Here is a 23,489-nt window from a genome sequence, read left to right on the forward strand (position 1 = left end):
ATGAGACTGCTCGCGTTCTTCTTGCGTGGTTCGAAGTGGAGCCTCCTGCTGCCGGTGCTCTGCGGAGTGCTCTCCGGTGCCGCCAGTGCGGGGCTCATCTCCCTCATCAACTCCGTCCTGGAGCGCTCCGACCCCGCCACCGCCGCCCTGCGCTTCGCCGGCCTCGGGCTGGTGGCGCTGCTCGCCCGGGTGGCCTCGCAGATCCTGCTGAACGATCTCCAGCAGACCATGCTCCAGAAGCTGCGCATGGAGATGGTCCGCCGCATCCTCGCCACCCCGCTCCGTCAGCTGGAGGAGTTCGGAAGCCCCCGGCTGCTCGCGGTGCTGACGGATGACGTGAACAGCATCAGCACCAGCCTGATGTGCATTCCCCAGCTCCTCATCAACGCCGCCATCATCACCGGCTGTCTGGGCTACCTGGCGTGGCTCTCGCCGTTCGTCTTCCTGGCGCTGCTCGCCTTCATGGCGGTGGGCTTCGTGACGTACCAGCTCGTCATGGCGCGGGGGATTGGCTTCATGCGCTCCGCCCGGGAGGTGCAGGACAGGCTGTACAAGCACCTCGGCTCCGTCATCCACGGCATCAAGGAGCTCAAGCTGCACCCGGGACGGCGCCAGGCCTTCCTGGAGAAGAGCATGGGAGAGACCACCGCCACGCTGCGGCAGCTCAGCCTGAAGGGCTTCGGCCTCTTCGCCGTCTCGAGCACGTGGGGGATGTTCCTGTTCTTCACCTTCATCGGGCTGCTGCTCTTCGTGCTTCCCATGCGGGGAGCGCAGGACAGCGCGGGCTCGCTGGTGAGCCTGACCCTTACCGTGCTGTACCTGCAACAGCCCCTGGATGGCCTGCTGGCCAACATGCCCTTCCTGACCCGGGGCGCGGTGTCGCTGCGCAAGGTCGAGCAGCTCTCCGTGCTGGGCGAGGGTCTGCTGGAGGCCGCGCGCACCCTGCCCGCCCCGAGGACCTCCTTCACCCGCCTGGAGCTGGTGGACGTCACCCACCGCTACCACCGGGAGCTCGAGGACAGCAGCTTCACCCTGGGGCCCATGACCCTGACGCTGGAGAAGGGCGAGCTCGTCTTCCTGGTGGGAGGCAATGGCAGCGGCAAGACGACGCTCGCCAAGCTGCTCACCGGGCTCTACGCACCGGAGTCCGGCGAGGTGCGGCTCGATGGCGTTCCCATCACCGCGGAGAACCGGGAGGAGCATCGCCAGTGCTTCTCGACGGTGTTCTCCGACTACTACCTCTTCAACACCCTGCTGGGGCTCGCGCCCGCCGGCCTAGTGCCGAAGGCCCGGCAGTACCTGGAACGGCTCCAGCTGAACCACAAGGTGAAGATCGACGACGACGGCACCCTGTCCACCACCGAGCTGTCCCAGGGCCAGCGCAAGCGGCTGGCGCTGCTCACCGCCTGGCTGGAGAACCGCCCCATCTATGTCTTCGACGAATGGGGCGCGGACCAGGATCCGATCTTCAAGGAGGTCTTCTACGAAGAGCTCCTCCCGGAGATGAAACGCGAGGGAAGGACGGTGCTGGTGATCAGCCATGACGACCGGTACTTCCACGTCGCGGACCGGCTGCTTCGCCTCGAGTCCGGCAAGCTCCGGCCCGAGACGGAGCCAGCACCCGCCCCAGCACGGCAGATCGCCTGACGAAGTCCCCCCACACACCTGGAGCCATGACATGAGCGAGACCGAGGATACGACCATCTACAAGGTCGTGATGAACCACGAGGAGCAGTACTCCATCTGGTCGGCGGACCGCGAGAACGCGCCCGGCTGGAAGGACGCGGGCAAGCAGGGCCCCAAGGCCGAGTGCCTGGAGTACATCAAGCAGGTGTGGACGGACATGCGGCCGCTGAGCCTGCGCAAGAAGATGGAGGCGCAGTAGCGCCCCCCGCCGCCCTACCGGAGCCGCTCGAGCGCCTCGCGCAGGCGCTCGGGCATGGGCACGGCCTTGCGAGACTGGCGGTCGACGAAGACGTGGACGAAGTAGCCGTGAGCGGCGGCCTGTTCCTCGCCCTCCTTGAAGATGCCGATGCCGTAGGTGACGGAGCGGTTGCCGAGCTTGTCCACGCGCAGGCCGGCGCGCAGGCGGTCGGGATACGCGAGCGGCGCCTTGTAGGTGCACCGGGACTCCACGACGAGGCCGATGACGGGGCTGCTGACGATGTCGAGGCCGCCCTCGTGGATGAGGTAGTGGTTCGCGACGGTGTCGAAGTAGCTGTAGTACGTGACGTTGTTGATGTGACCGTAGGCGTCGTTGTCCATCCAGCGGGTGGTGATGGGCAGGAAGTAGCGGTAGCGGTCGGTGGTCTCGGCGTCGGACATGGCGGTTGCCCCAGCTTCGGTTACCAGTAGCGCAGCGCCTGGCGGAACAACTCGGTGAGAACGGGCTTCGTCATCTCCCGGGGAGCGTTCTGCAGCAGGCGCTGCTGCGGATAGGCCCCTTCGGTGAGGGCGGCCAGGTCGGCGTCGGTATACCCGACCCCGCCGAGACCATTGGGGATGCCCACGGCGCGCATGATCTGGATGAGCTTGCCCGCGAGCATCTCGCCGGCGTCACCGGACGAGGCGCCGCGCACGTCCGCGCCGAGGAGCTGCGCGGCCTCCAGGTGGCGCTCGGGGCTGACCTCGGCGGTGTAGCGGAAGACGGCCGGGGCATTGACGATGACGGCCATGCCGTGCGGCACCAGGGGCTCACCGTCCGGGTAACCGGAGGGACGGAAGTCACGCACCAGCCCGGCCACGGCGTAGGCCATGCCGTGCGGCGCGTGCACGCCGGCATTCCCGAAGGCGATGCCGGCCAACGTGGAGGCCCACATCAACTGCTCGCGGGCCTCGTGGTCCTGCGCGTCCGCCACCCCGCGCTCGAGGTACAGGCCCAGCAAGCGCAACGCCTCGCGGCAGCCGAGATCGCTCCACGGGTTGGCGCCCTGGCTCATGGGCCGCAGGCTCGGCCGGGGCGGAGCGGGACGGCGCACGTACGGCCGAGCGGTATAGGACTCCAGCGCGTGGGACAGCACGTCGAGCCCGCTGGCGGCGACCACCTCGCCGGGCAGGGTCGCGGTGCAGTCCGGGTCGATGAGCGCCTCGGTGGGCCGCAGCGCGGGCGAGGCGATGCCGGTCTTCGCGGCCATCGAGAGCAGATCGAAGATGGTGATGCCGGTGACCTCGCTGCCGGTGCCCGAGGTGGTGGGACAGGCGATGTGCGGCTTGAGCGGGCCGGGGACGGGGCGCCCATCTCCCACGGGCGCGTTGACGTAGGCCAGGAAGTCCGCCGGGTAGGTGGCGTAGAGGTTGGCCGCCTTGCACGTGTCGATGACCGAGCCGCCGCCCAGGGAGATGTAGCCATCCGGCCGGACCTCCGAGGCGAACCGCGCCGCCTCCAGGAAGGAGCGATCGGTGGGCTCGACGTGCACGTCCGTGTAGACGGCGACGTCCAGGCCGGCGGCGCTCAGGGACTGGCGCACCTTCTCGAAGTGCGGCAGCCGGGCCACCCGCTCGTCCGAGAACAGCACCACGCGTCTCATCCCGAGCGCCCGGGCGCGGTCTCCCACCTCGGCGAGACAGCCGCGGCCGAAGGTGATGCGCGAGGTGTCCACGGTGAAGGCGCTGTCGCAGCCCTCTCCAACGGGGTGGTAGTAGCAACAGCCCATGGCTCTCCTCCTGGAGTCCCGCCGCACCGTATCGCAAAGGGGCGCCGAGGCTCAGCCCGTTGCACCCACCGCACGTCCCGGCGCGGCCAGTGCGGGGCTCACCACCGCCTGCATCGCGTGGTGGAGGCTCGCCTCCGCCACGGCCCGGACCACCTCGGCACGGCGCTCGAACATTCCGAGGGTGGGAGCCGTGGCGGGTGGACGGAGGCCGAGCACGAAGGGCGGAGCGCCGCGCGGCTCCCGCTCCATCCGGAGGATCTCCTGGGTCAGCTGCTCGTACGCACGTCCACGCTCCCGGTAGCGCTCGACGAGGCGGGGGTTGTGCGCGCGGAGCCGGTCCTCGGCGAGGCGGTCGGCGAACCCCTCGAACGAGGGAAGGTGCACGCCCTCGGGCCGCGTCTGGAGGACCAGGACGTGCGTCGCGCCCAACCGCAGCGCGGTGTCCAGCGGCAAGGCCTCGATGAGCCCGCCGTCGAGCCAGCGCCGCCCGCGGAACTCGACGGGTTGACCGCCCACCCAGGGAAGCCGGCTCGACGCGAGCAGCGCCTGGCGAAGCTCGGGGAGCGTGCGCAGGTCCGTGAGGGCCACCGCCTCCGTGGTCTCGACGTCCGTGGCGATGCAGTGCAGGGGGATGGGGCTCGCGATGGTGCGCTCGTGGCGGTGGGCATCGAGCCCCTGGGAGGCGAGGTCCAGCGCGTAGTCCACGTCGACCGCGGGCTTCCCCAGCAGCAGCCGGTACGGATTGATGAAGCGGCGGCTGGCGAACGCGCCGGAATACTCGGTGCGGCAGCCACCGGCCACCCCGGCGAGGAAGGCCGCGGCATTCAGTGCGCCCGCGGAGCAGCCAACGACGAAGTCGAAGCACGAGGTGAGGCCGCCCCGCTCGAGGGCCTCGGTCATGGCGCAGGACGCCACCGCGCGCATCCCACCGCCCTCCACGACGAGGGCGAGCCGTTCAGGGTCCGCGCGCGCGCCGGGCTTGCTCCCGGTGGCGGCACGCGCCCGGAGGAGCTCGATGACGGGGTGCACTCGCATTCGCGCAGGCTCTCATCCACCCGGGCGAGATCCAAGCCGAACATCCCGCGGCGTGAGGGCGGTTGACGGACGGCGGGCTCAACCCGGCTTCACGGTCTCCCCGCGCTCCTCGCGGTAGATGTCCGCGAGGGCGTGGGCGCGCTCCACCTCATCCCGCGCGGCATCCACGGCGAGCACCTTCTCGAAGCGCTCCACCTGCGCCTGCAGGGCCGTGGAGACGAGCCCGCCCACCGCGAGCCGGGCCGAGGCACTCTCGCGCTCGATGCGCAGCTCGGCGACCCGGTTGCCCAGGTCCGCGGCGGCCTCCAGCAGCAGCTTGCCGTCCTGCTCGGCACGGTTGAGCGACTCGCGCGTGGTGCTCAGCAGGGACTCGGCCTGCAGGCGATCGCGTTCGAGCGTCGCGGAGATCTTCCCCTCCCCCTGCTCGTCCGCCAGGGCCCGCCGCTTCGTGAGCTCCTCCAGACGCTTGACGTAGCGCTCCTCGGAGCGCGCCAGGTCGCCCCGGAGCGCCAGCAGCGTGGCGGCGGACTTGCGGACCTCGGCGCCCTGGCGCTCCAGGTCCTCGATGAGCTGATCGAAGGCCGCGAGCGGATCCGTGGGACGCTCGGGCTTCTTGGGCGTCTTCTTGCGCAACCAGTCGAAGAGCATGACCGGCCGCAGCCTACTCGAACGGACGGCAGAGGAGGCGGACACGTGCGAGGCGCGCGTGCACCTCTGAACCTCCCACGGCGAGCGCGGCGAGGTAGCGGGCCGGGGGAAGCTGGTACACGCCGAGCAGGTGCTGCAGGAGCAAGAGGCCCTCGGTGGGACGGCGCTCCGCAGGGGCGAGCGCGGCGGCCTCCACGATGGCATCGAGGATGTCGGCCACGCGGGCGAGCACCTCGGGGCCGGGAGTCTCCGCCGCCTTCTGCGCGGAGAGCCGCTCCACCTCGGGGAAGAGCGCGTCGAACGAGGCCTCGGAGGCCACGGGGGTGGCGGGCAGGGTGCGTCCGGCGGCGAGGGATTCCAGGGCCTGGAGGTGGGGCGCGAGGGCCTCGACGGCCTCGGGGGTGACGGGCACGTCCTGCGGCAGGAGGGTGCGCCAGGGGCTGTCGAACTCGGTGCGCGCCCACTGGATCTCCTGGTCGGAGAGGTGGTGGTAGAAGGCGCGGCCGCCGCGGGAGCGCTGCTCCATGACGAGCGACTTGAGGTCCGGGTTCTCCTCGCCGAGCGAGATGAAGCTGAGCGAGATGTCCAGCGCGTCCATGGGGGCGCGGGTGCGGCGGATGAGCTCCAGGTCGACGCGGTCCTCGCCGTCGGTGATGAGCACCACCGTGGCGCGGGCGAGGTACGGATCCCTTCCCTGCGCGGCGCGGATGGACTCGAAGGCGGACATGAGGGCGAGGGAGATGTCCGTCTGGCCCTCGGCGGGCGAGTCGCGGAAGAGCTTCTCGATCTGCCGGGTGGCCTCGCGGGCGGTGTCCACGCGGGCCAGCTCGGTGGGGGTGTCGTTGAAGAAGGAGAAGTAGAGCGGATCGAAGGGCTCGCCCTTGCGCGCCTTGACGCGGAGGTTGTTGAGCTCGGCGATGATGATGGCGTCGCGGAAGCGGGCGCGGGCGCCGTGCATGGAGCCCGAGGCGTCACACACGTACACGCGCACGGCGGTACGCTTCAGCTTCTTGGGCTGGGGGGGCGGCTCGTCCTCCAGGTAGGCGCGCACCGTCTGGCTGTGGGCGGCCAGCTCGTAGAGGACCATCCGCGGATCCGAGATGACGAAGTTGTGCACCTCGTGCAGGCCCCCCGTGCGCTCGAACGTCATGTTCTGGGTGGGGTATGGCACCCGCCGCGGCACGGGCCGCACCTTGCGGGTGTTCATCTCGACGACTTCCTCGGTGAGCGCGTCCTCCACGTCGAAGTAGCGGCCGCAGCCCGCCGCCAGTTCGAACGCGGAGAGCTGCTCCGGCTTGAGCGAGAAGGCCAGGTCCGCGAGCAGATCGTCCGCGGTGGAGGCCTTGGGGGGCTCGCGCACGCCATTGGGGCCCTCGTGAGCGGGAGGCTTCTCGCCGAACCAGCGCGTCAGGTCATCCCGCTCGGAGGACTCCAACATGGCCCGCATGGGCTGCTGGGCGGGCATCATCGGCTCGAGCGCCGCGCGGGCCGCCTCCGCCAACGGGGCGTCATTCGCCTCCAACGCGCGCTCGTAGAGCCCCCGGAGCGAGCGCCACGCCATCTGCGGATCCCTCTGCGCGGTGCGCCGCACCTCCCGCACCAGCGCATCCAGGGAGCGCGCCGCCGGCTGCTCGCGGACCCGGTCACGGGCCTGGGCCACCTCGCTGCGCAGGGCCACGCCCCGGTCGCGATCGTGATCCATGCCGATGCGCAGGAGGATCTCATGCGCCATGTCCAGGTCGCGCCGCTTCTGGACGAGATCATCCACGTTGGAGCGCGCCCGCTGCGCGAGGAACTCGGCCACGGCCATGCGGGCCGTGCTCGGCGCCACGCGATCGTTCCAGACGGGACCGGGCCGCGCGAAGATCTCGAAATTCCCCTCCTCCTTCGGTGGAGGCGTGGGGGACATGAAGAGATCCGCCACCCGCAGTACGCGCGCGAGCCGGACGAAGCCCCGCTCCAGCGCCGTGCGCGCCCCTGGAGGCGGCCGGCCCGCCCGAAGCATCTTCTCCACCGCGTCGAGCGTCCGCTCGAACTCCTCCAGGGCCTCCTGGGCCCGCGTCTTCAGGCCCGTGGCCAGGTCCCCCACCCTGCCCTTGCGCACGCCGAGCTCCAGCAGCAGCCGCGCGTCCGCGAGGGTATGCACCCCCACCCGCTCCAGCGCCCGATCGAGCGCCGTCAGGGTGGGCATGGACAGGTCCACCTCGGCCGGAGCCGTGAGCCCGAGCCACCAACCCCGCAAGCCCTCGGGCTGGGACGGCGCTCCCTGGAGCGAGTCCAACCGGAGCCGCAGGCGTGCGAGCCTCGCGCCGAGCACGCGTCAGCACCTCCTCACAACGAGGCCCGCTTCTCCAGCAGTTCCTTGCTGAAGCGGGTGAAGTCGTCGTCGATGCCGAGCCGTACGTTCTCCAGCTTGCGCGCGCTCTCGCCCAGCTCGCCGGGAATGGACATCAGCACGCCGAGCACGCCCTTGATGCGCACCAGCTCGCCCTCCTTGAGCGCGAGCAGTGGGAAGCGGCTCTTCACCAGGCGATCGAAGATCGAATCCGCCAGGGGGCGGCGCTGGGCGGACTGCGGGGGCGGCAGCTCGGTGAGGAGCTGGGTGAGCCAGCTGCGCAGGTACTTGAGGCGCGTCTGCACGAAGGCCAGCTCCACCCGGGCCACCGCATCGCGGATCTCGCTGGAGAGGAAGGTCGCGGCGGAGGCCTGACGCGCGAAGGCCAGCTGCCCGTCCAGTCCGTTCAGCGCGGCGAGCTCGCCATCCCGCACCTGCGTGGAGAAGTCGCCCCGGTAGAAGTTGTAGGCCTCGCCGCTGACGGCGGCATGAGGGGCCGGCGGAGGGCTCGCCACCTCGCGGCCGATGCCCCGCACGTACTCGCGCAGCCGCGCCTCGAGGATGTCCTTGCACTCGACGAACACGGGCTCTGGGGCCAGGCCCTCGCGCCGCAGGTTCTCCGCCACCGTCTGCACCGTGCGCGAGAACTGGTCGATGCGCTCGAAGGGCGCGGAGGACAGCACGTCGCGCGCGTAGGCGGAGCCGAGCGGCTGCAACAGCTCCTGCTTGAGGCCGCGCTGCGCGGGGTCCAGCTTGCACAGGGCCTGCTCGAGCTGGGAGAGCCGGCGCGAGTCCGCCGAGAGGGCATCGAGCGGATCCCTCCGGCCACGCGCGCCCGGGAAGAGGGTCGTCGCGCGCTGGCGGAGGGCGGCCACGGCCCGGCGGCGCGCCTCGGCCTCGGCGGTCCGCAGGCGGGACACCGCGCCCGAGTTGCCCTCGGCGAGCAGCGCCAGGAGCTCCCCCACCCGGCCCAGCTCCTCGGAGATGTTGTCCGTGAACCCGACGAGCGCCTCCAGCACCACCGCCTCGTCGAAGGCGAGGCTCTCGGCGTTGAGCGCCGTCAGCTCGAGCGCCTGCAGGAGGAAGCGGCCCACCGCGTCACACAGGGCCGGCAACCGCTGGCGCAGCTCCGGTACCTGGCGGCACAGATCCACCGACTCAGAGAGCGCGGTGAACATGGCCAGCCCGGCCCGGGCCTCGGGGCCCTCGATGGGGCCACGCGCCAGGCGCTGCTCCACCACCGCGAGCAGCCCCCGCGCGCCCCCCAGCAGGGCCACCCGGTTGTCCGGGTGACGCGGGCCCGGAACGAGCTTGGCGCGCAGCCGCTGCGCCGTGGAGGTGACGATGCCGGGCTGGAAGGTGCGCGCGAGCGCCTCCACCGATTTGAGCTCCTCGGACGCGCCGAGCGAGGCCGCCTCGCGCTCCACGCCCGTGCCCAGCTCCGCGCGCACCTTGGCCAGTGCGGCGTCGAAGGCCTTCTGCTCGATGCGGACGATCTCCAGCTGCGCGCGCTCGCGGGGATCCACCGCCACCTTGAGGAGCGCCTCGGCCTCTTCCGCCTGGGGACCGCCGAGCAGGAAGAACCAGCGCAGGGCGTCCAGGTCCTCCACGGTGGCCTCGAGCGGCCGGTCCGGGCGGCGGTAGAGCTGGTCGCGCACCACCGCGGCCTTGAGGGCCCACAGCGCCTTCACCACGGAGCGCTGGGAGAAGTACTTGGTGGGCACGTAGTCGGGCAGCTTGGACACCTGGGCCGTGAGTGCGCGCTCCAGCTCATCGGTGAGCATCTCGATGGCCTCGAGCAGGTGGCTGGCCACCGTCACCTGCTCCACGGCGGCCTGGAGCACGTCCAGCTGCTGCAGGGTGAGCGAGGCGCGCAGGTCCGGCCGGATGCCATGGGCGAAGCGGTGCAGCATGGCCGCGCGGCTGGGGCGCCGGGCGAAGGACTTGGGCACGAAGGAGATGAAGCTGAGCCGGTCCGCGAAGGCCAGCAGCAGCTCCGGCGAGCGCGCCAGCACCTCGGAGAGGTAGCGGTTGCTCGTCATGATGGCGCACTCGATGCGTCCGCTCGTCACCCGGCGCCCGTGCTTGAGCTCGCGCTCGTGCAGGACGTTGAGGATGGAGCGCAGGAGCATGTCGCGCCCGTCGAAGACCTCGTCGAGGAAGGCGTGGGTGGCGCCCAGCATGCCGTCCTCGGTGATGAACTCGGTGCGGCCCGTCTCGGTGAGCACCTTGAAGTCCACCGGGCCGATGAGGTCCGTCTGCACCGTGGACTCGGCGATCTGCTTGGCGAAGAGCGAGGGCTGCCCCGTCTTCTCGTCGACGATGCGGCCGAGCACCGCCGAGGCGATGGCGCTCTTGGCCGTTCCCGGCGGTCCGACGACGAGCACGTGCTCCCGGCACAGCAGCGCCAGCTCGATCTGGGTGAAGAGCGACTCACGCTCGAGATAGGCCTCGCGCAGCTCCTGGAAGAAGTGGCGGAAGGCCTGCGCGGCCTGGGGGTGGACGGGCGTGGGCGGGTGGATCACGGGAGGCGCATCGTAGCCCCCACCCCCTCCTCATTAGAAGGGCTCGGCCGCCCCTACTTGAAGTGAATGGCGCAGGCTCCGTCCGGGCATGCCCGCCCCGCGATGCGGAAGCGGTAGCGGGCGATGAGGCCATACACCCAGTCCGCCACCTGCCGCAGCCCCGGCACGTAGTAGGCGAAGAGCAGCTTGCCGGCCGGCCTGCGCCCCATCGCCTGGACCACGGCCTCTGCGCCCTCGAAGATCCGCCCGTCCGCCTGGATGAGCTGAATCCCCTGCTCGCACCGCTCGAGCGCGATGCCGGGGTAGGCCGCCAGCACCCCCTCCTCCCGGAACGAGCGCAGCTGCGTGCCATGGCCTCCCAGCAGCCGCTGGAACTGCTTCGCGGCCGCGATGCACAGGCGGCAGTGCCCGTCGTACAGGATGACGTCATGCCCCGGGGGCGTCGTGGACAGCGCCTTCATGGGTCTTCTCCCGTCAGGCTCATTCATAGCGGTTGGAGTCCGGTGGGCGCGAATAAAACAGAAGGGCCGGACACTCCCTCTCGGGAGCACCGGCCCTTCTCATGGGCTCAACAGGCCCGGCTTACGACTGGCGGAACTCGGCGTCCACCACGTCGTCCTTCGGCTTGGCCGAGCTGCCCGGAGCCGCGCCCGTGGCGCCCGCATCGGCACCCGGAGGCGGAGCGCCCTCGCCCGGCGCGCCACCGGTCGCCTTGTACATCTCCTCGGCCACCTTGTAGCTGGCCTGCTGCAGCCGGTCCAACGCCGCCTTGATGGCGTCCTTGTCCTGGCCCTCACGCACCTCGTTGAGCGCCTTGACGGCCGACTCGAGCGTCGACACCGCGTCCGGAGACAGCTTCTCGCGGTTCTCCTTGATCATCTTCTCCGCGGCGTACGCCTGGGCCTCGGCCTGGTTCTTCACCTCCACCAGCTCGCGGCGGGCCTTGTCGGCGGCCTCGTTCTCCTTGGCCGCGTTGACCATCTTCTCCACCTCGTCCTTGGCCAGACCGGACGAGTGGGTGATGGTGACCTTCTGCTCCTTGCCCGTCGCCTTGTCCTTGGCGTTGACATTGAGGATGCCGTTGGCGTCGATGTCCAGCGTCACCTCGATCTGCGGCACGCCGCGCGGCGCCGGGGGCAGGCCCGTCAGGTGGAAGCGGCCGAGGCTCCGGTTGTCACCGGCCATCTCGCGCTCGCCCTGCAGGATGTGGATCTCCACCTGCGTCTGGCCATCCGCCGCCGTGGAGAACGTCTCCGACTTGCGGGTGGGGATGGTGGTGTTGCGCTCGATGAGCTTGGTCATCACGCCGCCCAACGTCTCCACGCCCAGCGACAGCGGGGTGACGTCCAGCAGGAGGATGTCCTTCACCTCGCCCGCGAGCACGCCGGCCTGCACCGCCGCACCCACCGCCACCACCTCGTCCGGGTTCACCGAGCGGTTGGGCTCCTTGCCGAACAGCCGCTTCACCGCCTCCTGCACCTTCGGGATGCGCGTGGAGCCACCCACGAGCACGACCTCGTTGAGGTCCTTGAGGTCCACGCCCGAGTCCTTCAGGCACTTGCGGCACGGCTCCAGCGAGCGCTCGACGAGCGTGTCGATCATCGCCTCGAACTTGGCCCGCGTCAGGCGCACGTTGAGGTGCTTGGGACCGGTGGCGTCCGCCGTGAGGAACGGCAGGTTGACCTCCGTCTCCATCGTGCTGGACAGCTCGATCTTCGCCTTCTCCGCCGCCTCCTTCAGGCGCTGGATGACCATCTTGTCCTTGGAGACGTCGATGCCATTGTCCCGCTTGAACTCGGCGATCAGCCAGTCCATGAGCGTGTGGTCGATGTTGTCGCCGCCCAGGTGCGTGTCACCGTTGGTGGCGAGCACCTCGACCACGTTCTCGCCCACCTCGAGGATGGAGATGTCGAACGTGCCGCCGCCGAAGTCGTAGACGGCGATCTTCTCGTCCTTCTTCTTGTCCAGGCCGTACGCGAGCGCCGCCGCCGTCGGCTCGTTGACGATGCGGCGCACCGTGAGGCCGGCGATCTCACCAGCGTCCTTGGTGGCCTGGCGCTGGGCGTCGTTGAAGTACGCCGGGACGGTGATGACCGCCTCGGTCACCTTCTCGCCCAGGTAGTTCTCCGCGGCGCGCTTGAGCTTGAGCAGCACCTGCGCGGAGATCTCCGGCGCGCTGTACTGCTTGCCGTCAACCTCCACACGCGCGTCGCCGTGAGGGCCGCGCACCACCTTGTAGGGGACGAGCTTCGCCTCCTCGGTGGTCTCCTCGTACCGCCGGCCCATGAAGCGCTTGATGGAGTAGACGGTGCGCTCGGGGTTGGTGATGGCCTGACGCTTGGCCACCTGCCCCACCAGCCGCTCCCCATCCTTCGCGAACGCGACGACCGAGGGCGTGGTGCGGGCGCCTTCCTCGTTGGTGAGGACCTTGGGCTCGCGACCCTCCATGATCGCCACCACGCTGTTGGTGGTGCCCAGGTCGATGCCGATAATCTTGCCCACGGTGTGTAACCTCCCGAAATGACTGCGGAAAATACCGCGAAAACTTCGAGTACCTCCGATGTGTGACCAACGTAACCACCCACCGGGGGGTGTCAAACCGCGTCAAACCGCGTCACGTCCTCGCCACCTGCCCGCCACGGTGCGTAACGCGCTCTCCACCTCCGCCACCCGCACGTAGCAACCGGCCAGGCTTCCGATCAGTTCCCAACGCGCCAACCCCTTGAAACCATTGGGCCCCCTAGGGGTTAACGCCTCGCGTCAGCCATTGGCTGAGAAAGTGCACTGGGGAACCCCGACGCCCCAACCCCCCTCTGGAGGCAGCCTCATGCTGGTACAGCCACTTCGGTCCGTGGATCCGCGCCAGAATCCGTCCGTCGCCGGAGCCCCCGAGCACAAGGTCGCGGTGCTGCTCAACGCCAACGCCCGCCGGGTGGACGCACAGCTGGTGAAGTCCCTCTCACACGTGGTGCCGGAGCAGGATCTCTTCCTGTCGCGCTCGGAGCTGGACTGCCGGCGGATCGTCCAGACGGTGCTGGAGCGCAACTACCCGGTGGTGTTCACGGGAGGCGGAGACGGCACGTTCCAGGGCTTCGTGAGCGAGGTGTTCCGCCAGCTGGAGCCGCGGGGCCGCTTCGCCGGCAAGCGCGCGCCGCGCTTCGGCGTGCTGAAGCTGGGCACGGGCAACGGGCTGGCCACGTACGTGAACGCGGGCGGCGGCGCGGACGGAATCCTTCAGGACGTGGTGCGGGCGCGCGCGGGCGAGGTGCCGGGCCACCGGCGGATGGACCTGCTGAGCGTGGACGGCCGGCGCACGGCGTTCGCGGGCATGGGCGTGGATGGGAAGCTGCTCAACGACTACCTCTGGGTGAAGGACAACCTGGGCCGCGGCGGCCTGCTCAAGAAGATGCTGACGGGCGCGGGCGGCTACTTCTCGGCGGTGGCCCTCAAGACGGTGCCGCACTACCTGTCCAACCCCACGTGGGTGGAGTGCGAGGTCATCAACGGCCAGGCCGGTGAGGCGTACCGGGTGGGGCCGGACGGACAGCCCGTGGGTGCGCCCATCGCCCCGGGACAGCGGCTCTTCAAGGGCTCGCTGATGATGGCGGCGGCGGCGACGATGCCCTTCTACGGGTACAGCTTCCGGATGTTCCCGTTCGCGGGCGAGCGCCGGGAGATGATGCACCTGCGCCTGGGCCAGCTGCACGCCACGAACGTGCTGGCGAACCTGCACAAGCTGTGGGCGGGCCGCTGGTTCCCCGAGGGCATCCACGACTTCTACGCCAAGGAGGTCCACCTCCGCTGCGCCCGGCCGATGCCCTTCCACATCGGTGGAGACGCGGCGGGCTACCGCGAGGACGTGACGCTGAGCGTGGCACCCGAGCCGGTGGAGCTGCTGGACTTCCACGGCGCGGTGCACTGAGCGCCCTGCCCGCCCCCTGCTTTCCCTCTCCCTCTGGGAGAGGGCCAGGGTGAGGGTCTGCCGGCCCGGCTAGCCGCGATCGCGCGTGGGCGGAGGCTTCTCGCCCGGCTCGCGGCGGCGGCCCACGGCGAAGGCGTAGCTCGAGGTGGCCTTGCCGTTCTCCCGGTGCAGGGCCATCTCCTCGCGCAGCCAGACGGCCTGCTCGGCCTGGCTCTTGGCGAGCAGGGGCTCCAGCTCCCGGTAGAGGGCATCCAGCTCGGCGTCCTGGAGGGACTCGACGCACTCGGGCTCGTAGCCGGCCGCGGCCAGGTGCTGGAGCAGCTCGCGGGGCAGCAGGAGCGGAGCCCCCAGGCGGCGCTCCCAGAAGTCGATCACGGCGCGGGGCGTCACCCGTCCCACGCGCACCGGGTAGGTGAGGCCCAACCGGCCGTTGTGGTTGAGCAGGGGCCGGAAGGTGCCCAGCGCATCGGCCAGCGGCAGGAACACCCGGCCCTGGCAGAGGATGGCGTCGAACTCGCCCTCCCGGAAGGCGGGCTTGCGCAGGTCCACCCGCCGCACGTCCACCCGGCCGTCCAGCCCGAGCGAGCGCACCCGGTCCCTCATGTGGATGAGCAGCGTCTCGTCCGAGTCCGCGGCCACCACCGAGCAGCCGAACTCCTGGGCGAGCACCACGCTGGCCGGGCCGGAAGGGCCGCAGCCGAGCTCGAGCACACGCCCGCCCTCTTCCAGCTGCGCCACCTTGGCGAAGCGGCGGGTGGCGACCTCGGAGCTGAAGGGGCGCCGAGCGTCACCAGGGAAGTAGAGCGGGAAGGGCTCAGCCGGGCTCATGGGAAGCCTCTTCTACACCGGTGGCCCGCAATCGCCAATTCCCCCCGCATGCCCGGACGGGGGCTACCTTCAGAGGTAGTAGACGATCCGCTGCTCCTGCCGCAGCCGGACGTAGATGGAGCGGCGGTGCTCCTCGGACAGCAGGTACACCGACACGCTCACCGACACATAGGTGCCCTTGCTGCTGGGCTGCTCCCGGATGGAGTCCGGGGAGATCTCCGTGCCCATGAGCGTCCGGAAGAGCTCGCGCACGTACTCGGCGAACCCCCCCGGCTCCTGCCGCCCCATGACCTTGAAGGTGTAGACGGTGGGGTACTCGATGAGCGGCTTCTTCTCCTCGCCGCCAGCCGTCGTGCCCTGGGGGGCACCCTCTCCCATACCGTCTTCTGCCTTCATGACTGCTTCCTCGTACAGCGCAGGGGGCTAGAGGAGGTTGGCCGCGAGCTCGGCCAGGGCGCTGCGCTCGCCCTTGGCCATGGTGATGTGGCCCGCGATCTTCTCATTCTTGAACCGGTTGACCACGTGCACGAGTCCGTTGTTGGTCGCGTCCACGTAGGGGTTGTCTATCTGGAACGGGTCGCCGGTGAGAATGATTTTCGTGTTGTCGCCCACGCGGGTGATGATCGTCTTGACCTCGTGGGGCGTGAGGTTCTGGGCCTCGTCGATGATGATGTACTGGTTGGGGATGGAGCGCCCGCGGATGTAGGTGAGCGCCTCGATCTCCATCAGCCCCAGGTCGATGAGCTCGTGGTAGCCCCGGCCGGCCTTCTTGTCGGCACGGCTGAGGTTCATCAGGAACTCCACGTTGTCGAAGATGGGCTGCATCCAGGGGTTCATCTTCTCTTCGAGGCTGCCCGGCAGGTAGCCGATGTCCCGGCCGAGCGGGAAGACGGGCCGGCTGACGAGCAGCTTCTGGTACACGCCCTCCTCCGTCACCTTGTGGAGCCCGGCGGCGATCGCCAGCAGCGTCTTGCCCGTGCCCGCCTTGCCCACGATGGTGACGAGCTTGATCTCGTCATTCATCACCAGGTCCAGGGCGAAGCTCTGCTCCATGTTGCGCGGGCGGATGCCCCACACGCCCTCGGACTTCATGCCGCGCAAGAGCGGCACCACCCGGCCCCGGGACGCGTTGAAGCGGCCCATGGCGGTGTGCGACGGGTTCGTCTCGTCCTTGAGCAGGATGAACTGGTGCGGCGAGAGCGACTCCTGCCCGGAGATCTCCACCTCGGCGCCCGGCTTGTACATCTGGTCCACCATGTCGCGGGGGACCAGGCGCTCGGTGAAGCCCGTGTACAGCTCGGTGATCTCCACCCGCTCGGCGTCGTAGTCCTCGGCGATGAGGCCCAGCGCGTCCGCGCGGATGCGCAGGTTGGTGTCCTTGGTGATGAAGACGGCCGGCGACTGCGGCTCGCGCTCCATCAAGTCGATGGCCACCGAGAGGATCCGGTTGTCCATCAGGTTGCTGTCCGCCATGGAGAGCGGCAGATCCCTGTCGGTGAAGCACACGCGCAGCACGCCCCCATGCGGCAGGCGCACGCCGTCCTTCAACGAGCCCTCTTCCCGGAAGGAATCCAGGTAGCGCGCCACCAGACGCGCGTTGCGCCCTAGCTCGGAGAGATCGCGCTTGAACTGATCGATCTCCTCGATGACGTAGATGGGGATGATGACGTTGTGTTCCTTGAAGCTGTAGATGGAGCGGGGGTCGTGGAGAAGGACGTTGGTGTCGAGGATGAAGTTCTTTCGCATCGTGTGGAGCGCGACCTCGTAGTGGGTGCGACCGCTGGAACCGACCGTGCGACGGGACTCCGACTGACGGACCGCTTCTGCGCCTGACTGCCAACCGAATATTAGGCTGAGCCTCCCACGCGGGAAGCGGCCCAAGGCCGTTTGGGGCCTACCTCGGGTGTAACGCACACGCTAACAAGGTGGTTCCCGACGCGCTCATGGATCCCCGGATCACTGGACGCCCGCTCCACGAGCGCTCCGCGGCTCCCCGATGTCCTCGATCGGACAGGCCTACAGGTAGCGGATCTGCACGAGGGTGTATTCGATTTCCCCACGGGGGCGGACGACTTCGACGGTGTCGCCGACCTTCTTGCGCAGCAGGGCGCGCGCGATGGGCGACTCCACGCTGATACGGCCCCCGGCGGTGTCGATCTCGTCCGAGCCGACGATTTGATAGGTGACGCGGGCCTCGTCCTCGTCCTCGAGCGTCACGGTGGCACCGAAGTAGACGCGGGAGGTGTCCGGCTGCTCGGAGGGGGTGACGATGGTGGCGGTGTCCAGGCGCTTCTGGAGGAAGCGGATGCGCCGGTCGATCTCCCGCAGGCGCTTCTTGCCGTAGATGTACTCGGCGTTCTCCGAGCGGTCGCCCTGGGCGGCGGCGGCGGACACCTCGGCGGTGACCTTGGGACGCTCCTCGTTGAGCAGGCGCAGCAACTCCTTGTGCATGCGCTCGGCTCCAGAGCGGGTGAGGTAGCGCCGGTGGCCGGAGGAGGACTTTTCTTCCTCCTCTTCCTCCCCACTCTCCAGTTGCAGCTCGTCGTTTTCCTCGGGGGCTTCCTCGGAATTCCGGACGTCTCGGGACATGGCTTCTGTATAGCAGCGCCTCCGGGGGGCGGAAGGAGGCGCGGGAGCGGACCGTTGAAGGGTGGCTGTCAGGTGACGGGGGGAACGATCGCCAGTAGAAGTCGGGAACGAGTGCTGGTAGAGAGCGCCGGAGGCCGGAGGTCGCGGAATCCGGTGGCAGAGCAAAAAAGAATAGTGCGAGTCGCTAGCTCAGCTGGTAGAGCACCGGCCTTTTAAGCCGAGGGTCGGGGGTTCGATCCCCCCGCGACTCACAGAGGTCCCCGTCGTCTAGAGGCCCAGGACGCTGGCCTTTCAAGCCGGTAACACGGGTTCGAATCCCGTCGGGGACACTCGCAGTACCAGTAAATACAAGCGCTTAGGTGCGCACAGCCGAGCAGACAAGGGCGGCTGTGCGCACCTGACTGGCGCCAACTTGGCGCCAAATTCGGCACGGGCCGACCCTACTCCCCTTGCGGGTGTCGGACTGTCCGGGTCAACTCTGTTGCACGCCGCGCAATCAGGCCGGCGATGCAAGAGAGAGCCCCGTGAGCAGCCACGTCCACGTCTGCGCCGCCCTGGCCTTCGTCCTCGCGTCCCTCGTCGGCTGCAGTGAGCCTCGGCGGGCGGAGCTCTTCCCGCTCTCCGACGAGCCCATTCAGACTGCGGCCCTGTCTTGCCTGCCGGTCCCGGTGTGCCCCGCCGTGCCGGAGTGCCCTCCCCCACCCGTGTGCCCTCCCCCGCCAGAGCCCCCGGCCCCGGTGGCGCTGAGCTTCAGCGCCACGGCGGTTGGGCCGCTGAGGGCTGAAGTGGCCATCGAGTGGGACGTGCGCGGGTGCTCCCCCTCCGGGGTCGAGCTGGTGGGCGAGGCAGGCCAAGTCGTCAGCGTGAGCCGCGGCGATGTCGTTCCCGTCGTGAACCTCACGCGCCCCGGGTCGCCGATGATCGAGCGGTTCGGCCTCTGGGCTCGCGTGACGTGCGACGATGGGCGATCTCAGGTTGCGGGCCCGTTCATCGTGCAGGACGTGATCCGCGCAACTGAGATCCGTGCGCTGAACACCGACTGGCCCAACTCGCGACGCACCCGGCTACTTCACATGCCCGAGGGCGTGTTCCTGCTCTGGCACGACCAGCCCGCGATCAACGACCCCACCGTCACGCTTGAGCGGCTCGCCGTGCTCGACGCTTCAGGCCAGGAGGTGCGCTCTCATGGGCTCGGCCAGCACGTGACAGGCGAGGCGGAGGCCCCCTCACATCCATTCTGGTTCGAGGGTTCTCGCCTCGTTTGGGGCGGGACCCCTTCCTACTTCCGCAGCTTCTACGACTACACGACGGGGGGTGGATCGCCCTCCCCCTACATCGACCGCACAGCGCCGCCCCCGGCGTTCACCTTCCCGGCCAAGCCTGACGCGCTCCGTTCCTGGAAGGGGCTCTGGGCTCCACACGCGGACGGCAGCCCGCGCGCCTGGCTGGAGCGCGGGAGCGTCGTGGCCCTCGTGGACCTCGGGGGGTGAGCTACGCGAGCCGACGAGCTGGCTCGCGCGGCACCCAACTCGAGCCGCAGCATCGACGCCGCGCCCGGTAGCAGCCCAGCTCCAGACGCGCGAGAGCCCCCGCCACGGTGTGCAGTGGCGGGGGCTCTCGCGTTTCGGGGCTACTGCGCTCCGAAGGCGAGCAAGTCCAGTACGGAACTTACGACAGCCGACGTCCCGTCTGTGAGGTTGACCGCGGCTCCCCCTTCGCCCTGCAATCGAACCACTGCCGTTGTCGTCGACGTCATCAAGGCCACCGCGCGTCGCTCGTTGCCGTCGCCCACCGCGTTGTACTGCGGAAACAGCGCGACGTTGGCGCTTGCGAAGGGCGCCGCAAACGTCACAACCAGCGTGTTGCCGCTCCGGACGACGGACGCGATGTTGAGCCCGTCGCGGACGGTGAATCCGCCCGTGTTGTTCGAGAACTGCACGGAGACCCAAGCCTTCGCGATGCTCGTTGGCGTCACCAGGTTCTTCACCGCGACCGTGCTGCTCGGCGCCGGCACCCCGTCCAGCGACAGGTTGCAGTTCGTCAGCGCGAACGGCGCCGTAGCCGGGGCCGCAGCCGTCGCCGCCTGCGCAGACGCCACCTTGAAGCCGTTGGAGCCCCAGCGCATCCAGCCCCCGGCCCCCATGATGTTGTCCACGTCATAGGACAAGCCGAGGTCCACGCGCGTCCAGGTGTCTGCCGTGCCCGTGGTCCAGACGCGCGTGTCGAACCCGAGCGAGTTGCCCGCAAACACCTTCGCCAGTCCCGTCAGCGGGTAGTTCGCGCCGGAGGTGGTGGGGAGCGTCGCGAACCCGAAGACGTACTTCGTCGGCTGGGCGGTGCCGCTCGCCGCGTGCGAGGCGCCCACGCCGGAAATGCTGGCCACGCCGCTGGTCTCGTTCACGACGAGCCCGCCGTTAGCCGTCACCTTCCCCGTGAGCGTGGACGTGCCGGCGACGCTCAGCGCCCCGCCAATCGACTGGGTGTCCGTCCACGTGTTCGCGCTCCCGAGGCGCCCGAAGCGGGCCACGAGCGCCGCCCAGAGCTGGCCGTTGTCCGCCTTCGAGAGCGTCAGGCCGCCCTGCTCCACCACCCCGGCGATCTCCTCCTGGACGGCATTTGCCCAGTCCGCCGTCATCATCGTCGGCGGGATCGGAATGAGGGGGTCTCCTCCCGTAAAGCGGTTCTTACCGTCGACTACCGCGTATCCATCTCCGTCAATTCGGAACATGCGATTACAACTCCTCGACGGTCTTGGTGGTGGTGTTGGTGGTCACGGTGCGTACCTGCGTAGCGATGCGCTGGCCCACGCGGAAGGTGTCGATCCTGGCGGGCACGGTCCGCGCATCGGTGACGGTCCGCGTGTTTTCGGTGACGGACTTCTTGATCTCCTGCATGGTGTACCTCGCGTCTGGAGTTGGACAGGTGCAGCGTCCCCCTCCCCTCATGCACCCGGGGAAGGAGGGCCCGGTCAGGGTTGGAATCAAGCGCCGCTGTTCTTGTAGAGCCCCTCCCAACCGACCACGCCCGCGCCGAAGTCGAGCGACGCGCGCCACTCGGTGCCCATCACATCGAACCCTTCGGACTCCATGATGTCCGGCCCGTCCTGCCCGTCCAGGTACGCATGTTCCAGGCCGGGGGTGACGTTCGGGTCCGCGGAGAGATACCACGCCTTCTTGCTCACGGCGTCCAGGCGCGGATCGACCACAGGCACCAGGCGCAGCGGGCCGCCGAAAGGGTTCTGGTTGCTCACCGTCGCGGCCTGGAGCTGCGCGGTGATCTGCAGCGCTTTCACCTCGAGCGCCGCGGGCACTACCAGTGCCGCGGGAACGACGTTGAGCGGCGTCTTCCCATCCAGACCCGTCATGCAGCGCATCGCCGCGAGTCCCGCCCCGAGCGCGTCGATCGAGATGTCCGAGCCCGTGCCGACGTTGCCCCGGTTCGCATGGAAGAGGGGAAGTCCGTCCGGGAGCACCGTGCCGCCGGTCAGGAGCTCCACGAGGATCGAGGCTTCGAGCTCCGCAGCCGACACCCCGAATTTCCTGACAAGCGTGAAAGCCCCGAGATCGTCGTTGATGATCGCCTGGCGGGTCAGGCCGAAGATGCGGGCGTAGGTCTCCAGCTTGTAGCTGGCCGACGTGCTGGCCATGGTGCCGCGCTTTACCTCTCCGTGCTCCGGGACCTTGAGCAGGGCGGGCGTTTCGCCCAACCGCAGAAGTTGCTTACTCCTGAAGTCGGACGCGCTGGAGCGCTTGGAGATCGCGCGAATGCCGGCGGGCGCGGCGGTGTAGCCGTCGAGCAGCACACGCCGCCCGGACTCCGCGAGCAGCGCCTTGAAGTCGGACGTGCCGTGGAACGCCGCGCGCAGAAGCTGATCCTTGCCCATCAGGCGCGGGCTGATGCCTCGAGCCTCCAGACAGATCCGAGCCATGTCGAGCATGGACAGCGCGCGGTACTGCTTCGCGTCCGTGCCCAGCTCGGCGCGAGCACCAGCGCGGTAGGCCAGCGCCTCGGCCATGGACCGCACGCGCATGTCGGCCGCACCGTGGCTGCCGTACAGGCCGGGAGCGCCGCTCGGGGCTTGGCTGGTGCCGTCGTTGTCGCTCTCGTCCGCCATGCGGTTGAGCACCAGCTCGCGCACCTTGTCGACCGGGGAGCCGTCCGCGATCGAGCGCTGCGCGAGATCGGCCAGATCGGGATAGCGCTTCGTGTACATGTTGCACAGCTTCGTGATCGTCGCCGCACGCTCGCGTTCGGCCTGAAGCTTCGTCTGCTCGTCCTTGTCCATCTTCGTTCGCTCCATGTGCGGCGCCTCGCCGCGGGTGTTGTCGATGATCTCGACGGGGTTGGGCTCGCTGCTCTCGGTGCGCTCCATGCTCCGGAATCCGGCACCATCATCGGCCCCAATGGTGACCGCGCTGATTTCATGCGGGGTCCAGGAGATCGCCCGCATAACCGGTACGCCGTCTTCAGCGTCGGCCACCTTCTCGAACTTGTGCACGCGGTAGCCAATCGAGACATTCGCGACGATTCGGTCCGCGATTTTTTCGAAGAGCATGTCGGCCTTCGGGTCCAAGCCCTCACGCGTGAAACGCACGAGGGCGCGGCCGACGGGCTGCCCCGCGGCATCCCTGGTCAGCCACGCACGCTCCACGACGCCCGGCGTGTCCTTGACGCTGTACCCGTTGTGGTCCCCCAGGAAGGGCGCGCCGTTGTTGAGCCGGTCCAGGCGAACGTGCGCAGCGTCCAGGCTCAATTCCTCCCAGCACTTGTCCCACCACCCGCGAAGCACGCGCACGCCCGTGCTCCACGTCAGTTCGACGGTGCGCGCCTTGCGGTCCAACGTGGACGGCTCAAGGGCCGCACGCAATGACAGAGGGGGCAGGCTTCGTGTCTCAGAAGTCATGCCCCATCAATGCCAGCCCTTGCGTGCAATAGACAGCCAACCTAATCACATTCCAGGGCGTTCCGCAGCTGCCGGAGGTTGGGCACCCGGTCTCGCGCGAGCATCGCCAATGCGAGACAGCCGCGCAATGTGGATGGGTCGGGGTGCGCCGGAAACGTGGAGCGGGCCAGCGCGCACAGCTCAGCGTGGAGCTGCCGCACGCGTTCCGCCATACACAGCTCGGCAGGCAGGAACGCGGCAGCATCACGCAAGGCGCGGTTACGTGCAGCGATCCGCGCCTCGAATGGCAGCCCGGATAGCATCACCTGGAGCGCCCAGCTTCGGAGATCGGCGCGCAGCACGCCCACCGTTTCCCGCTCGAACACCTGGAAAAGCAGAGGGTCAACGGTCACGGGCAGGCCTCCTAGTTCAGGTTGACGCGGCTGGGGGGCGGCCCCATGAGCTTCGCCACGGCCTCAGCGGCGAATGTGCGGATCAGCTCCCGGGCCTGTTCTTCGGCAACGCCCCCGGCCACCAGCTCACCGGCCACGTAGCTGATCGAACCCATGAGCTCGTCCAGCTGGTGAGGCGAGGGGGCCGGGTAGCCGCCCACGTCGACCAGGTGGCGCGCGGTGGCTGCCCCCATGGCGCCCAGCTCGAGCACGCGGGCCTCGGTGAGCCGGCCGCCAGCGCCGGGGACGCTCTCCCCCACGGCGCGCAGGAGCGCGGCCGGCACGAGCGCAGGGAGCAGGTGGGACGGCTCCCCGCTGTAGGCCTCGGTCATGATCTGGCCCGCGCGCTCGTTCAAGCTCGGGAGCTGCTCCGGCGAGATGGCCTGGCCGATGGACGCCAGGAAGCTCATGGTGTTCGCCATCTCTCGGCGGATGATCCGAGCGCGCTCGGCGCGGTCCTGCTCGCTCAACGTGTGCATTTTGGGTGTCTCCAAACTGCGAGGGTTGCAATTCATGTAGCGCCAAGCTGCACGCCGATCAACTAACCGTCGGACGTTTGACAAATGATTCGTGTTGTCTAGCTTTACCGGGGCCGTTACCGGTAACAGGGCGTTACCGGT

Annotated in this window: 21 protein-coding genes and 2 tRNA genes; 6 read left to right on the plus strand and 17 right to left on the minus strand. The window is 69.1% G+C overall.

Annotation, left to right across the window (positions count from 1 at the left end; genetic code table 11):
- Both NR798_RS28450 and NR798_RS28455 read left to right on the plus strand, forming a co-directional pair.
- On the plus strand, positions 1–1,647 hold the full coding sequence (locus NR798_RS28450; protein ID WP_375765652.1) for a cyclic peptide export ABC transporter: 1,647 nt from the start codon (positions 1–3) through the stop codon (positions 1,645–1,647).
- Between the two features lie 31 nt (positions 1,648–1,678).
- Positions 1,679–1,885, plus strand: coding sequence for an MbtH family protein (locus tag NR798_RS28455; protein WP_375765653.1), 207 nt, complete (start codon positions 1,679–1,681; stop codon positions 1,883–1,885).
- A gap of 14 nt (positions 1,886–1,899) precedes the next feature.
- Here NR798_RS28455 and NR798_RS28460 read toward each other — a convergent pair whose 3' ends face one another.
- The 8 genes from NR798_RS28460 to dnaK form a co-directional block, all read right to left on the minus strand.
- Complete coding sequence (locus tag NR798_RS28460; protein ID WP_375765654.1) at positions 1,900–2,325, minus strand: acyl-CoA thioesterase; 426 nt, start codon at positions 2,323–2,325, stop codon at positions 1,900–1,902.
- A 20-nt stretch (positions 2,326–2,345) separates the two neighbouring features.
- Positions 2,346–3,653, minus strand: coding sequence for a hydroxyacid-oxoacid transhydrogenase (locus tag NR798_RS28465; protein WP_375765655.1), 1,308 nt, complete (start codon positions 3,651–3,653; stop codon positions 2,346–2,348).
- Positions 3,654–3,704: 51 nt separating this feature from the next.
- Complete coding sequence (locus tag NR798_RS28470; RefSeq protein WP_375765656.1) at positions 3,705–4,688, minus strand: patatin-like phospholipase family protein; 984 nt, start codon at positions 4,686–4,688, stop codon at positions 3,705–3,707.
- Positions 4,689–4,766: 78 nt separating this feature from the next.
- Positions 4,767–5,336 carry a PspA/IM30 family protein gene (locus NR798_RS28475; protein ID WP_375765657.1) on the minus strand — a complete coding sequence of 190 codons (570 nt, stop codon included), beginning with the start codon at positions 5,334–5,336 and terminating at the stop codon, positions 4,767–4,769.
- A gap of 13 nt (positions 5,337–5,349) precedes the next feature.
- The gene (locus tag NR798_RS28480) at positions 5,350–7,653 is read right to left on the minus strand and encodes a VWA domain-containing protein (RefSeq protein WP_375765658.1); all 2,304 of its coding nucleotides are present in this window, start codon (positions 7,651–7,653) and stop codon (positions 5,350–5,352) included.
- Between the two features lie 14 nt (positions 7,654–7,667).
- The gene (locus NR798_RS28485) at positions 7,668–10,193 is read right to left on the minus strand and encodes an AAA family ATPase (protein ID WP_375773838.1); all 2,526 of its coding nucleotides are present in this window, start codon (positions 10,191–10,193) and stop codon (positions 7,668–7,670) included.
- Between the two features lie 56 nt (positions 10,194–10,249).
- Positions 10,250–10,657: a thiol-disulfide oxidoreductase DCC family protein gene (locus NR798_RS28490; protein WP_375765659.1), complete on the minus strand. Its 408-nt coding sequence runs from the start codon at positions 10,655–10,657 to the stop codon at positions 10,250–10,252.
- A gap of 121 nt (positions 10,658–10,778) precedes the next feature.
- The gene (gene dnaK / locus NR798_RS28495; RefSeq protein ID WP_375765660.1) at positions 10,779–12,698 is read right to left on the minus strand and encodes a molecular chaperone DnaK; all 1,920 of its coding nucleotides are present in this window, start codon (positions 12,696–12,698) and stop codon (positions 10,779–10,781) included.
- Between the two features lie 325 nt (positions 12,699–13,023).
- On the opposite strand from dnaK, the gene NR798_RS28500 reads away from it, so the two are divergent.
- Complete coding sequence (locus NR798_RS28500) at positions 13,024–14,118, plus strand: diacylglycerol/lipid kinase family protein (RefSeq protein WP_375765661.1); 1,095 nt, start codon at positions 13,024–13,026, stop codon at positions 14,116–14,118.
- A 69-nt stretch (positions 14,119–14,187) separates the two neighbouring features.
- Here the strand turns inward: NR798_RS28500 and NR798_RS28505 are convergent, their stop codons facing one another.
- The 4 genes from NR798_RS28505 to greB form a co-directional block, all read right to left on the minus strand.
- Entirely contained in the window at positions 14,188–14,946 is a 759-nt protein-coding gene (locus NR798_RS28505) for an SAM-dependent methyltransferase (protein ID WP_375765662.1), read from the minus strand.
- Positions 14,947–15,015: 69 nt separating this feature from the next.
- Positions 15,016–15,342: a YbeD family protein gene (locus NR798_RS28510; protein ID WP_375765663.1), complete on the minus strand. Its 327-nt coding sequence runs from the start codon at positions 15,340–15,342 to the stop codon at positions 15,016–15,018.
- A gap of 27 nt (positions 15,343–15,369) precedes the next feature.
- The gene (locus tag NR798_RS28515; protein WP_047858468.1) at positions 15,370–16,692 is read right to left on the minus strand and encodes a PhoH family protein; all 1,323 of its coding nucleotides are present in this window, start codon (positions 16,690–16,692) and stop codon (positions 15,370–15,372) included.
- A gap of 270 nt (positions 16,693–16,962) precedes the next feature.
- On the minus strand, positions 16,963–17,535 hold the full coding sequence (gene greB / locus NR798_RS28520; RefSeq protein ID WP_375765664.1) for a transcription elongation factor GreB: 573 nt from the start codon (positions 17,533–17,535) through the stop codon (positions 16,963–16,965).
- Positions 17,536–17,713: 178 nt separating this feature from the next.
- Between greB and NR798_RS28525 the strand changes: the two genes are divergently transcribed.
- The 3 genes from NR798_RS28525 (at position 17,714) to NR798_RS28535 (ending at position 19,025) form a co-directional block, all read left to right on the plus strand.
- Positions 17,714–17,786 (plus strand) — tRNA-Lys (locus tag NR798_RS28525).
- A gap of 5 nt (positions 17,787–17,791) precedes the next feature.
- A tRNA-Glu gene (locus NR798_RS28530) sits at positions 17,792–17,864 on the plus strand.
- Between the two features lie 408 nt (positions 17,865–18,272).
- The gene (locus NR798_RS28535; RefSeq protein ID WP_375765665.1) at positions 18,273–19,025 is read left to right on the plus strand and encodes a hypothetical protein; all 753 of its coding nucleotides are present in this window, start codon (positions 18,273–18,275) and stop codon (positions 19,023–19,025) included.
- A gap of 140 nt (positions 19,026–19,165) precedes the next feature.
- On the opposite strand, the gene NR798_RS28540 is transcribed toward NR798_RS28535, so the two are convergent.
- The 5 genes from NR798_RS28540 to NR798_RS28560 all read right to left on the minus strand — a co-directional run bounded on the left by NR798_RS28540 (position 19,166) and on the right by NR798_RS28560 (position 23,348).
- Positions 19,166–20,263 carry a hypothetical protein gene (locus NR798_RS28540; RefSeq protein WP_375765666.1) on the minus strand — a complete coding sequence of 366 codons (1,098 nt, stop codon included), beginning with the start codon at positions 20,261–20,263 and terminating at the stop codon, positions 19,166–19,168.
- A gap of 4 nt (positions 20,264–20,267) precedes the next feature.
- On the minus strand, positions 20,268–20,429 hold the full coding sequence (locus NR798_RS28545; protein WP_375765667.1) for a hypothetical protein: 162 nt from the start codon (positions 20,427–20,429) through the stop codon (positions 20,268–20,270).
- 86 nt (positions 20,430–20,515) lie between these two features.
- On the minus strand, positions 20,516–22,375 hold the full coding sequence (locus NR798_RS28550; protein ID WP_375765668.1) for a prohead protease/major capsid protein fusion protein: 1,860 nt from the start codon (positions 22,373–22,375) through the stop codon (positions 20,516–20,518).
- 104 nt (positions 22,376–22,479) lie between these two features.
- On the minus strand, positions 22,480–22,830 hold the full coding sequence (locus NR798_RS28555; protein ID WP_375765669.1) for a hypothetical protein: 351 nt from the start codon (positions 22,828–22,830) through the stop codon (positions 22,480–22,482).
- A gap of 11 nt (positions 22,831–22,841) precedes the next feature.
- Positions 22,842–23,348, minus strand: coding sequence for a hypothetical protein (locus NR798_RS28560; RefSeq protein ID WP_375765670.1), 507 nt, complete (start codon positions 23,346–23,348; stop codon positions 22,842–22,844).
- Positions 23,349–23,489 lie beyond the last annotated feature (141 nt).

The organism is Archangium gephyra (assembly GCF_042230915.1).
GTDB lineage: Bacteria > Myxococcota > Myxococcia > Myxococcales > Myxococcaceae > Archangium > Archangium gephyra_B.

Bases quoted from the DNA above. Each gene is read 5' to 3' on its own strand.
- NR798_RS28560 (WP_375765670.1), bottom strand. From the start codon at position 23,348: ATGCACACGTTGAGCGAGCAGGACCGCGCCGAGCGCGCTCGGATCATC.
- NR798_RS28510 (WP_375765663.1), bottom strand. From the start codon at position 15,342: ATGAAGGCAGAAGACGGTATGGGAGAGGGTGCCCCCCAGGGCACGACG.
- NR798_RS28450 (WP_375765652.1), top strand. From the start codon at position 1: ATGAGACTGCTCGCGTTCTTCTTGCGTGGTTCGAAGTGGAGCCTCCTG.
- NR798_RS28455 (WP_375765653.1), top strand. From the start codon at position 1,679: ATGAGCGAGACCGAGGATACGACCATCTACAAGGTCGTGATGAACCAC.
- NR798_RS28490 (WP_375765659.1), bottom strand. From the start codon at position 10,657: ATGAAGGCGCTGTCCACGACGCCCCCGGGGCATGACGTCATCCTGTAC.
- NR798_RS28545 (WP_375765667.1), bottom strand. From the start codon at position 20,429: ATGCAGGAGATCAAGAAGTCCGTCACCGAAAACACGCGGACCGTCACC.
- NR798_RS28540 (WP_375765666.1), bottom strand. From the start codon at position 20,263: ATGTTCCGAATTGACGGAGATGGATACGCGGTAGTCGACGGTAAGAAC.
- NR798_RS28460 (WP_375765654.1), bottom strand. From the start codon at position 2,325: ATGTCCGACGCCGAGACCACCGACCGCTACCGCTACTTCCTGCCCATC.
- NR798_RS28470 (WP_375765656.1), bottom strand. From the start codon at position 4,688: ATGCGAGTGCACCCCGTCATCGAGCTCCTCCGGGCGCGTGCCGCCACC.
- NR798_RS28465 (WP_375765655.1), bottom strand. From the start codon at position 3,653: ATGGGCTGTTGCTACTACCACCCCGTTGGAGAGGGCTGCGACAGCGCC.
- greB (WP_375765664.1), bottom strand. From the start codon at position 17,535: ATGTCCCGAGACGTCCGGAATTCCGAGGAAGCCCCCGAGGAAAACGAC.
- NR798_RS28505 (WP_375765662.1), bottom strand. From the start codon at position 14,946: ATGAGCCCGGCTGAGCCCTTCCCGCTCTACTTCCCTGGTGACGCTCGG.
- NR798_RS28475 (WP_375765657.1), bottom strand. From the start codon at position 5,336: ATGCTCTTCGACTGGTTGCGCAAGAAGACGCCCAAGAAGCCCGAGCGT.
- NR798_RS28515 (WP_047858468.1), bottom strand. From the start codon at position 16,692: ATGCGAAAGAACTTCATCCTCGACACCAACGTCCTTCTCCACGACCCC.
- NR798_RS28500 (WP_375765661.1), top strand. From the start codon at position 13,024: ATGCTGGTACAGCCACTTCGGTCCGTGGATCCGCGCCAGAATCCGTCC.